The sequence below is a fragment of the Streptomyces sp. M-16 genome, assembly GCF_052114405.1.
Classification (GTDB): Bacteria; Actinomycetota; Actinomycetes; order Streptomycetales; family Streptomycetaceae; genus Streptomyces.
The window spans coordinates 1-11,457 of record NZ_JBFRER010000172.1; the positions used below are offsets into that span (position 1 = coordinate 1).

General features: G+C 76.5%; 2 protein-coding genes. Both read left to right on the forward strand.

Annotated features, from left to right (window positions below; all coding sequences use genetic code 11):
• Positions 1-4,040 (forward strand): SDR family NAD(P)-dependent oxidoreductase (locus tag AB4039_RS39385; protein WP_442273028.1); only part of this gene is annotated, 4,040 nt, incomplete at its 5' end.
• A gap of 38 nt (positions 4,041-4,078) precedes the next feature.
• Positions 4,079-11,457: type I polyketide synthase (locus tag AB4039_RS39390; RefSeq protein WP_442273029.1), on the forward strand; the 7,379-nt coding region annotated here is incomplete at its 3' end.

The window sequence follows — 11,457 nt, forward strand, 5'->3', positions numbered from 1 at the left end:
CGCAGGGTGTCCTCGCCGCGATGGCGGGGGAGAGCCTGCCGGAAGCCTTCTCCGGGCTGCTGACCCCGGTGCTGCGCAAGGACCGTCCCGAGCCGGAGGCCTTCCTCGGCGCCCTCGCCGAGGCCTGGACCCGCGGCCTGCCCGTCGACTGGAGCCCCCTCCTAGCCGACCGCCCGGCCCGCCGGGTGGACCTCCCCACGTACGCCTTCGAACACCAGCGGTTCTGGCTCGCCCCCTCCCGCACCTCCCACGGGGAGGCGGCCGGACTCGGCCTCGCCTCCGCCGCCCACCCGCTGCTCGGGGCCTCGGTCGACCTGGCCGACGGGGACGGGCTGGTCCTCACGGGCCGGCTGTCCGCCGACACCCTGCCCTGGGCCGCCGACCACGCCGTGGCCGGCACGGTCCTGCTCCCCGGCACCGCCTTCGTCGAACTCGCCCTGCGCGCGGGCGACGAGGTGGGCTGCGGCACCCTGGAGGAACTGACCCTGGAAGCCCCGCTCGCGCTCCCCGAGCGCGGCGCGGCCCGCCTCCAGGTCGCCGTGGGCTCCCCGGACGAGGAGTCCGGCTCCCGCAGCGTCGTGATCCACTCGCGGCCCGAGGGCGCCGAAGCGGCCCTGCCGTGGACCCGGCACGCCACCGGCACCCTCACCGCCGCCGCGCCCGCGCCGAGCGGTGCGGAGTTCGCCGTCTGGCCGCCCGCCGGGGCCCGTCCTGTGGACCTGGGCGGGTTCTACGAGGGCCTCGCCGAGGCCGGATACGCCTACGGGCCCGCGTTCCAGGGCCTCAAGGCCGCCTGGCGGTCGGGCGAGGAGGTCTACGCCGAGGTCGTCCTCGACCCGGCCCGGCAGGAGGAGGCCGCCGGCTTCGGCCTGCACCCGGCCCTGCTCGACGCCTCCCTGCACGGCATGCTGCTCGACGTCGCGTCCGGCGCCGACACCGGCCTGCGGCTGCCCTTCGCCTGGAGCGGGGTCACCGTGCACGCCGAGGGCGCCTCCTCCGTACGGGTGCGGCTGGTGCCCGCCGGCGCCGACGCCGTGGCGGTCACCGTCGTGGACCCGGCCGGACTGCCGGTCGCGACCATCGACTCCCTCACCCTGCTGCCCGTCTCCCACGACCAGCTGCACCGGGCGCGGACGGCCGACCAGGACGCCCTGTACCGGGTCGACTGGACCACGGCCACCGCCGCCGACGCGCCGCAGCTGAACTGGGTGGTGCTCGGCGCGCCCGCCGACCCGGACGACGAGGGCATGCCGGCCCACCGGGACCTCGACGCGCTGGCCGCCGCCGTGGCGGGCGGCGCCCCCGCCCCCGACGCGGTGCTGCTGCCGGTCCCCCGGACGCGTACCGCCGTACGGGCGGACGGGGTACGGGAGGCCACCGCGAGCCTGCTGCGCACGCTCCAGCGCTGGTTCGCCGAGCCCGCGTTCGGTGCGTCCCGCCTGGTCGTGGCGACGCGCGGCGCGGTCGCGGCCCGCCCCGGCGAGGACGTGACCGACCTGACCCACGCCGGGCTGTGGGGCCTGGTGCGCTCCGCACAGGCGGAGAACCCCGGCCGGCTCGTGCTGATCGACACGGACACCTCCGTCGAGGAGGCCCCGGTGATCCCGGCCGTCGCCACCGGCGAGAGCCAGATCGCCGTCCGCGACGGCGAGTTCCTCGTCCCGCGCCTGGCCCGAGCCGACGCGGCGGCCCTGCTCGCCCCGCCGCGCGACGTCCCGCACTGGAGGCTCGACACCACCGGCGGCGGCACCCTGGAGAGCCTGGCCCTGGTCCCGTTCCCGGAGGCGGCCGAGCCGCTCGCCGCCGGGCAGGTGCGGATCGCGGTCCGGGCCGCCGGCCTGAACTTCCGTGACGTCCTGATGGCACTCGGCATGTACCCGGACAAGATCGTCCTGGGCAGCGAGGCCTCCGGCGTCGTCATCGAGACCGGCTCCGGAGTCACCCACCTCGCCCCCGGCGACCGGGTGATGGGCATGGTCCCGCACGCCTTCGGCGAGGTCGCCGTCGCCGACGCGCGCACCGTGGCGCGGATGCCCGCGGGCTGGTCCTTCGAGCAGGCCGCCTCCGTGCCCGCGGTGTTCCTGACCGCCTACTACGGGCTCGTCGACCTGGCCGGGCTGAAGGCCGGGGAACGGATCCTCGTTCACTCGGCGGCCGGCGGCGTCGGCATGGCCGCCGTCCAGCTCGCCCGCCACCTCGGCGCCGAGGTGTTCGGCACGGCCAGCGAGGCCAAGTGGGACGTACTGCGCCGCCAGGTCAGGCTGGAGGGCGCCCATTACGGTTCCTCCCGCTCGACCTCCTTCGAGCAGCGGTTCACGCACGCCACCGGCGGCCGCGGCATGGACGTGGTCCTGGACTGCCTGGCCGGGGAACTGGTCGACGCGTCGCTGCGGCTGCTGCCGCGCGGCGGCCGGTTCATCGAGATGGGCAAGACCGACATCCGCGATCCGCAGGAGGTGGCCCGCGCCCACCCGGGCGTGCGCTACCAGGCCTTCGACCTGATGGAGGCCGGCCCGGAGCGCATCGGCGAGATGCTCACCGAACTCGCCCGGCTCTTCGAGGCGGGGGTGCTGCGGCCCCTGCCGGTGCGCACGTGGGACGTCCGGCGGTCGCCGGAGGCGTTCCGGTTCATGAGCCAGGCCCGGCACACCGGCAAGATCGTCCTGACGGTCCCGCAGGGCTGGGACCCGGACGGGACGGTCCTGATCACGGGCGGTACGGGCACCCTGGGGGCGCTCGTCGCCAGGCACCTGGTCACCGAGCACGGCGTACGGCACCTGCTGCTGACGGGCCGGCGCGGCCCGCAGGCCCCGGGGGCGGCCGAACTGGTGGCGGAGATAGCGGAGCTGGGTGGTTCGGCCGAGGTCGTGGCGTGTGACGCCGCCGATCGCGACGCGCTCGCCGGACTCCTCGCCGCGATCCCCGCCGACCGGCCGCTGCGCGCGGTCGTCCACACCGCCGGGGTCGTCGACGACGGGGTCCTGGACGCGCTGACCCCGCAGCGGCTGGCAGCCGTCCTGCGGCCCAAGGCCGACGCCGCCGTCAACCTGCACGAGCTCACCCGCGACCTGGACCTGACCGCCTTCGTCCTCTACTCGTCGGCGGCCGGTGTCCTGGGCAACGCGGGCCAGGCCAACTACGCGGCGGGCAACTCCTTCCTGGACGCCCTCGCCCAGCACCGGCGGGCCCACGGCCGGCCGGGCGTCTCCCTCGCCTGGGGCCACTGGGCCGAGTCCAGCGGCATGACCGCCGGACTCGACACCACCGACCTGGCCCGCCTGGGCCGGTCCGGATTCCTGCCCATGACCAACGAGCAGGGTCTGGCCCTCCTCGACGACTCCCTCGTCCAGGACGAGGCGCTCCTCGCCCCCGTCCGGCTGGACCTGGCCGGCCTGCGCGGCCAGGCCCGCGACGGCTCCCTGCCCGACCTGCTCAAGGGCCTCGTACGGGCCCCGGCCCGCCGGGTCGCGGGACCGGCCGCCGCCGCGGAGGGCGCCGAACCCCTGGCCCGGCGGCTCGCCGCCCAGCCGGAATCCGAGCGGGAGCACCTCCTGCTGGAGCTGGTGCGGACCAACGTCGCCACCGTCCTCGGACACGGGGCGCCCGGCGCCGTCGGCGCGGACCGCACCTTCAAGGAACTCGGCTTCGACTCGCTGACCGCCGTCGAGTTCCGCAACCGGCTGGGAGCGGCGACCGGCCTGCGGCTGCCCCCCACGCTGATCTTCGACTACCCGACGGCCAGCACGCTCGCCAAGCACCTGCTGAACGAGCTGGTGCCCGCGGAGGCCGCAGCCCCCGGGGCCGACCTCCTCGCCGAACTCGGCCGCTTCGAAGTGGCCGTGCTCGCCGCCGACCCGGACGCACCCGGACACGACGAGGTGACGGGCCGCATCGAGGAACTCCTCCAGCGCTGGAAGGCGGCGGCCGCCGCCTCCGCGCCGACGGCCCCCGCCGGCGGGGAGGACGTGGCGGACCGGCTCTCGTCGGCCTCGGCCGACGAGGTACTCGACTTCATCCAGAACGAGCTCGGGGTCTCCTGATCCCCGGCGACCGCGAGAACAGGGAAGGACACGCCGCGATGGCGAACGAGGACAAGCTGGTCGAGTCCCTCAAGCGAGTGGCCGCCGAGCTCCACGAGACCCGGCAGCGGCTGAGCGATGCCGAGAGCCGGGGCAGCGAGCCCATCGCCCTGGTGGGCATGGCCTGCCGCTACCCGGGAGGGGTCCGCTCCCCCGAGGACCTGTGGCGGCTGGTCGCGGAGGGACGCGACGCGATATCCGCCTTCCCGGCCGACCGCGGCTGGGACCTGGACACCCTCTACCACCCGGACCCGGACCACCCCGGGACGACGTACACCCGCTCCGGCGGGTTCCTGCACGACGCGCCGGAGTTCGACCCCGGCCTGTTCGGCATCTCCCCGCGCGAGGCACTGGCCATGGACCCGCAGCAGCGGGTCCTGCTGGAGACCTCCTGGGAGGCCCTCGAACGGGCCGGGCTCGACCCCGGCACGCTGAAGGGCACCCAGACCGGCGTCTACGTCGGCGCCGCGACCCCCGCCTACATCGTCGGCGGCCACAACACCCAGGGCGGTGCCGAGGGCTACACCCTCACCGGCACCTCCGGCAGCGTCGTCTCCGGGCGCCTCGCCTACCACTACGGCTTCGAGGGCCCGGCCGTCACCGTCGACACGGCCTGCTCCTCCTCCCTGGTCGCCCTGCACCTGGCCGCCCAGGCGCTGCGGGGCGGAGAGTGCTCGATGGCGCTCGCCGGCGGTGTCAGCGTCATGTCCGTCCCCGGCCTGTTCGTCGAGTTCAGCCGCCAGCGCGGACTGTCCGAGGACGGCCGCTGCAAGGCGTTCGCCGCCGCCGCCGACGGCACCGGCTGGGGCGAGGGCGTCGGCGTGATCGTCCTCGAACGGCTCTCCGACGCCCGTCGCAACGGCCACCAGGTCCTCGCCGTCATCCGCGGCTCCGCCACCAACCAGGACGGCGCCTCCAACGGCCTCGCCGCCCCCAACGGCCCCTCCCAGCAGCGCGTCATCCGCCAGGCCCTGGCCAACGCCCGGCTGCGCGGGCGGGACGTCGACGTCGTGGAGGCGCACGGCACCGGCACCACCCTCGGCGACCCGATCGAGGCACAGGCCGTCATCGCCACCTACGGCCAGGACCGGCCGCAGGACGCCCCGCTCTGGCTGGGCTCGCTGAAGACCAACATCGGGCACACCGCCGCGGCGGCCGGCATCGCCGGCGTCATCAAGATGACGATGGCGATCCGCAACGGCGTGCTCCCCAAGACCCTCCACGTCGACGAGCCCACCCCGTACGTCGACTGGTCGGCCGGCGCCGTCGAACTCCTGACCGACGCCCGGACGTGGCCCGACCACGAGCGGCCCCGCCGGGCCGCCGTCTCCGCCTTCGGCATCAGCGGCACCAACGCCCACCTGATCCTGGAACAGGCCACCCCCGCGCCGGAGGCGGCCCCCGCCCCGGCGGCCGGCCCCGCCCCCTTCACGGCCGCGGCCCCCACGCCCTGGCCGCTCTCCGGCCACAGCGCGGCCGCCCTGCGCGGCCAGGCGGGCCGGCTGCACGCCTTCGCCGCCGGCGCGGACGCCCCGCGCCCCGCCGACACCGCCCTCTCGCTCGCCGTCACCCGCTCCGCGCTGGCCCACCGCGCGGTCGTCGTCGCCGGCCCGGACACGGACCCCACCGGCCCGGACACCGCTCCCGCGGGCCCGGACACCGCTCCCGCGGGCCCGGACACCGCTCCCGACGCCGGCCCGGACGCCCGTACCGACGCTCGTACCGAGGCCCGTACCGAGGCCCGTACCGACACCCGTACCGAGGCACTCGCCCGCCTCGCCGCCGGGGAGAGCGCCGCCCGGCTCGTCGAGGGCACCGCCGACATCGAGGGCAAGACCGCCTTCGTCTTCCCCGGCCAGGGCTCCCAGTGGGTCGGCATGGCCGTCGAACTGTACGCCTCGTCCCCGGCGTTCGCCGCCCGCCTCGACGCCTGCGCCGAAGCCCTCGCCCCGTACACCGACTGGTCGCTCCTCGACGTCCTGCGGCAGCAGGACGGCGCCCCCGGTTTCGACCGCGTCGACGTCGTCCAGCCCGTCCTGTGGGCCGTCATGGTCTCCCTCGCCGAGCTGTGGCGCGCCTGCGGCATCGAGCCCGCCGCCGTCGTCGGCCACTCCCAGGGCGAGATCGCCGCCGCCGCCGTCTGCGGCGCCCTCTCGCTCCAGGACGCSGCGAAGGTGTCCGCGCTGCGCGCSMRGGCCMTCSTCGCCCTGGCCGGCAAGGGCGGCATGRTGTCCGTCGCCGACACCGCCGACGCCGTCCGCACCCGCATCGCGCCCTGGGGCGACCGGCTGGCCGTCGCCGCCGTCAACGGCCCCCGCTCCACCGTCGTCTCCGGCACCCCGCAGGCCCTCGACGAACTCCTCGCCGCCTGCGAGACGGACGGGGTCCGCGCCCGCCGCGTCAACGTCGACTACGCCTCCCACGGCCCGCAGGTCGAGGAGATCCGCGACGCCGTCATCGGCGCCCTCGCCGGCATCACCCCGCGCAAGGCCCGCGTCCCCTTCCTGTCCACGGTCACCGGACGGCCCGTCGACGGCACCGAACTCGACGCCGAGTACTGGTACACCAACCTCCGCCACACCGTCCGCTTCGAGGACGGCATCCGCGCCCTCCTCGAACGCGGCCACGGCTTCTTCATCGAAGCCAGCGCCCACCCGGTGCTCACCGTCGGCGTCCAGGAGACCATCGACGCCGCCGGCCTGCCGGCCGTCGCCCTCGGCTCCCTGCGCCGCGACGAGGGCGGCCCGCAGCGGTTCCTCACCTCCCTCGCCGAGGCCTGGACCCGCGGCGCCTCCCCGGACTGGCACGCCGTGCTCGCCGGACACGCCCCCCGCACGGCCGACCTGCCCACCTACGCCTTCCAGCGCGGCCGCTATTGGGCCGGGGCGGCCAACGGCGCCGCCGACGTGTCCGCCGCGGGCCTGGCCGAGGCCGGACACCCGCTGCTGGGCGCCCGCGTACGCGCCGCCGACGGCGACCGGTTCCTGCTGACCGGCCGGATCTCCCTCCAGAGCCACCCCTGGCTCGCCGACCACGCCGTCGGCGACACCGTCCTCCTCCCGGGCACCGCCTTCGTCGAACTGGCCGTCCGCGCGGGCGACGAGGCCGGCTGCGGCCGGCTGCGCGAGCTGACCCTGGAAACCCCGCTGACGCTGCCCGCGACCGGCGCCGTCCAGCTCCAGCTCGTCGTCGGCGAACCCGCCGCCGACGGCAGCCGCCCGGTGGCCGTCCACGCGCGGCCCGAGGACTCCGCCGGGGACGCGCCCTGGACCCGGCACGCCACCGGCCTCGTCGCCCCCGCCACCACCGCTCCCGGCGCCGGTGCGGACCTCAGCGTCTGGCCGCCGGCCGGCGCGGAGCCCGTCGACATCGAGGGCTTCTACGAGCGGACGGCCGAGGCCGGTTACGCGTACGGGCCCGCGTTCCAGGGCCTCAAGGCCGCCTGGCGCGTCGGCGGGTCGGTGTACGCGGAGGTGGCGCTCGATGCCGCGCGGCGCGAGGAGGCGGCCGGCTTCGGCCTGCACCCCGCCCTCCTCGACGCCGCCCTCCACGCCACGCTCCTCGGCGCCGACACCGGCTTCGACGGCGTCCGGCTGCCCTTCACCTGGAGCGGAGTGAGCCTGCACGCCACCGGCGCCGCCGCCCTGCGCGTGCGCATCACCCCGGCCGCCGACGGCGAACTCGCCGTGGACCTCGCCGACCCCGAAGGCCGGCCCGTCGCCACCGTGGACGCCCTCGGCCTGCTGTCCGTCACCCCCGACCGGCTCCGGGGCGCCCGCGCGGACACCCTGCACCGCGTCGCGTGGAACGAGGTCCCGACGCCCGCCGACGCGCCCGCCGGGACCTGGACCGAACTCGGCGGCGCCGGCTTCCCCGACCTCGCCGCGCTGACCGCCGCCCTCGACGCCGGAACCGCAGCCCCCACCCACGTCCTCCTCACCCACCCGGCGACCGACGCCACCGGCTCCGGTCAGGACCCGGCCCGCGCGGCCCGCGCCGCCACCGCCGCGCTCCTCGTCACGCTCCGCGACTGGATCGCCGACGAACGCCTGGCCGCCCTGCGCCTGGTCGTCACCACCACCGGCGCGGTCCGCACCGGCTCCGGCGACCCCGCGCCCGACCTCGTCCTCGCCCCGCTGTGGGGCCTCGTCCGCTCGGCGCAGTCCGAACACCCCGACCGCGTACAGCTCGTCGACCTCGACGGCACCGACGCCTCCCGGGCCGCACTGGAGCGTGCCGTCGCCACCGGCGAACCCCAGCTCGCCCTTCGTACGGGCACCGCCCGCGCCCCCCGCCTGGTCCGCGCCGACCCCGCACCCGCCGGGGACACCCCCTGGAACCCGGAGGGGACGGTGCTGGTGACCGGGGGTACGGGTGCGCTGGGCGCGCTGGTGGCGCGGCACCTGGTCAGCGAGCACGGGGTGCGGCACCTGCTGCTGACGGGCCGTCGTGGTCCGGATGCTCCGGGTGCGCTGGAACTCGTGGCGCAGATCGCGGAGTTGGGTGGTTCGGCGCAGGTCGTGGCGTGTGACGCGGCGGACCGTGACGCGCTGGCTTCGGTGCTGTCGGCCGTTCCGGCCGACCGTCCGCTGACCGGTGTGGTGCACGCGGCCGGTGTCCTGGACGACGGTCTGGTCGCCTCGCTGACGGACGAGCGCCTCGACGCGGTGATGCGTCCCAAGGCGGACGCGGCGTGGAACCTCCACGAGCTGACCCGCGACCTCGACCTCACCGCCTTCGTCCTCTTCTCCTCCGCCGCCGGCGTCCTCGGCAACCCCGGCCAGGCCAACTACGCCGCCGCCAACGCCTTCATGGACGCCCTCGCCGCCCACCGCCGGGACCGGGGCCTGCCCGCCCGCTCCCTCGCCTGGGGCCTGTGGGAGACCAGCGGCCTCACCGGCCACCTCACCGACGGGGACCTCGGCTGGGCCTCCCGCGCCGGCATCCTCCCCCTCACCGCCGCCCAGGGCCTCGCCGCCCTCGACGCGGCCACCGGTGCGGGCGCCGCCGACGCCGAACCCGTCCTGGTCCCCGTACGCCTGGACGCGGCGACCCTGCGCACCCGCGCCGCCGCCGGGCTCCTGCCCCCGCTGCTGCGCTCCCTGGTCCGCACCCCCGCCCGGCGCGCCGTCGACGCGGGCACCGAGGCCGAGGCCTCCACCCTCGCCCGCCGCCTCGCCGCCCTCGGCGAGGGCGAGCGCGAGCGCGAACTCCTCGGCCTCGTCAGCGGGCAGGTGGCGGCCGTCCTCGGCCACGCCGACCCGTCGGCGATCCGCCCCGACATGGCGTTCAAGGAGCTCGGCTTCGACTCCCTGACCGCCGTCGAGCTGCGCAACCGGCTGAACGCCGCCACCGGCCTGAAGCTGCCCGCCACGCTCATCTTCGACCACCCCACGCCGGCCGCCCTGGCCCGCCACGTGCTCTCCGGCTTCCTCACCCCGGCCGCCGCCGGCACCGCCACGCCCGCCCCGGCGCCCGCCCACGCCCCCGACGAGCCGATCGCGATCGTCGGCATGGCCTGCCGCTACCCCGGCGGGGTCGGTTCGCCCGAGGACCTGTGGCGGCTGGTCGCCGAGGGCCGCGACGCCGTCGGCGGGTTCCCCACCGACCGCGGCTGGGACCTGGACGCCCTCTACGACCCCGAGGGGCGCCGGCCGGGCACCTCGTACACGCGCAACGGCGGATTCCTCTACGACGCCGCCGACTTCGACCCCGAACTCTTCGGGATCTCCCCGCGCGAGGCCGTCACCATGGACCCGCAGCAGCGGCTCCTCCTCGAAGCCTCCTGGGAGGCCTTCGAACGCGCCGGCCTCGACCCCTCGGACCGCAAGGGCACGCGGACCGGCGTCTTCGCCGGAGTCATGTACCACGACTACGCCGACCACGTGGAGCGGGCCGCCGACAGCGCCGAGGGCTACCTGCTCACCGGCACCTCCGGCAGCGTCGTCTCCGGCCGCCTCTCCTACGCCTTCGGGCTGGAGGGCCCGGCCGTCACCGTCGACACCGCCTGCTCCTCCTCCCTCGTCGCCCTGCACCTCGCCGCCCAGGCGCTGCGGGCCGGCGAGTGCACGATGGCCCTGGCCGGCGGTGTCACCGTCATGGCCACCCCCAGCGTCTTCGTCGAGTTCAGCAAGCAGCGCGGACTGTCGGCCGACGGCCGCTGCAAGTCCTTCTCCGCCGCCGCCGACGGCGCCGGCTGGTCCGAGGGCGCCGGCGTGCTCCTCCTGGAGAAGCTCTCCGACGCCCGCGCCAACGGCCACCGGGTCCTCGCCGTCCTGCGCGGCTCCGCCGTCAACCAGGACGGTGCCAGCAACGGCCTGACCGCCCCCAACGGCCCCTCGCAGCAGCGCGTCATCGAACAGGCCCTCGCCAACGCCCGGCTGACCACCCACGACGTCGACGCGGTCGAGGCCCACGGCACCGGGACCACCCTCGGCGACCCCATCGAGGCACAGGCCCTGCTGGCCACCTACGGCCGGGACCGGCCCGCGGACCGGCCCCTGCTGCTCGGCTCCGTCAAGTCCAACATCGGGCACGCGCAGGCCGCCGCCGGAGTCGCCGGCGTCATCAAGATGGTCATGGCCCTGCGCGAGGGCGTCCTGCCCAAGACCCTGCACGTCGACGAGCCGTCGGCCCACGTGGACTGGTCGGCGGGCGCCGTGGAGCTCCTGACGGAGTCCGTCGACTGGCCGCAGACCGGCCGGCCGCGCCGCGCGGGCGTCTCCTCCTTCGGCGCCAGCGGCACCAACGCCCACGTCGTCCTGGAACAGGCGCCCGAGCAGGCGCCCGCCCCCGCCGCCCCCGACACGGACGGCGGCCCGGTCACCTGGACCGTCTCCGGCCGCGGCCCCGAAGCCCTGCGCGCCCAGGCCGCACGGCTCGCCGCGTACGCCCGTACCCACACCGGCCTGGACCCGCGCGCCGTCGCGCGGGCCCTCGCCACCACCCGCTCCGCGCTCGAACACCGGGGCGCGGTCACCGCCACCGGCCTGGACGGGCTGCTGGCCGGACTCGACGCCCTGGCCGGGGCCGCCAAGGCTCCCGTCCAGCCCGGGAAGTCCGCCTTCCTGTTCTCGGGTCAGGGTGCGCAGCGTCCGGGGATGGGGCGTGAGCTGTACGAGGCGCAGCCGGTGTTCGCGGCCGCGTTCGACGAGGTGTGCGGACGGTTCGACCTGCCGCTGAAGGAGCTGGTGTTCGGGGGTGGCGAGGAGGTCCACCGCACGGAGGTCACCCAGCCGGCGCTGTTCGCCGTCGAGGTGGCGCTGTACCGGCTGGCGGAGTCGTTCGGTCTGCGTCCGGACTTCGTCGCGGGTCATTCGATCGGTGAGATCGCGGCCGCCCACGTCGCCGGGGTCCTCTCCCTGGCGGACGCGGCCCG